At 49.8% G+C, this 329-nt stretch carries 1 protein-coding gene; it reads right to left on the bottom strand.

The features are described 5' to 3' along the window. Positions 1 to 329 (bottom strand): hypothetical protein (locus D0T66_RS16495; protein ID WP_163358327.1); only part of this gene is annotated, 329 nt, incomplete at both ends.

The raw sequence follows: 329 nt of genomic DNA, 5'->3' as shown, positions 1-329 counted from the left end.
GCAATGAGGCCGTTATATTTCAGGTTGGTACGCTCTGATACGGGTAGACCTATCATTCCGTTAAACTCGGCGCCTTCCAGTGTATTGGCCATCAGCGTCAGGCCGAAATAGTCAACGGAAAAAGCCCATCCGCTGGCATTGCCTTCATTGATGGAGAGGATATTGTGTGCGCCGAAAGTACCGCTGATACCGTTATCGTCGATAATCATGTCATGGGCGGAAAAACTGACACGTTTGTCTTCTCCTTTTGAGAATTGCGGGGGAAGGGTGACTGCCAGGTTACGGACATAAACGCCTTGCCACAGCATTTCATTGCCGGGGATAAGGTA

Origin of the sequence: Dysgonomonas sp. 25, from assembly GCF_010501075.1 — a bacterium.
Lineage (GTDB): Bacteria > Bacteroidota > Bacteroidia > Bacteroidales > Dysgonomonadaceae > Dysgonomonas.
Note: the sequence above shows the minus strand (reverse complement) of the source record. Positions and strands in the feature narration are given on the sequence as shown.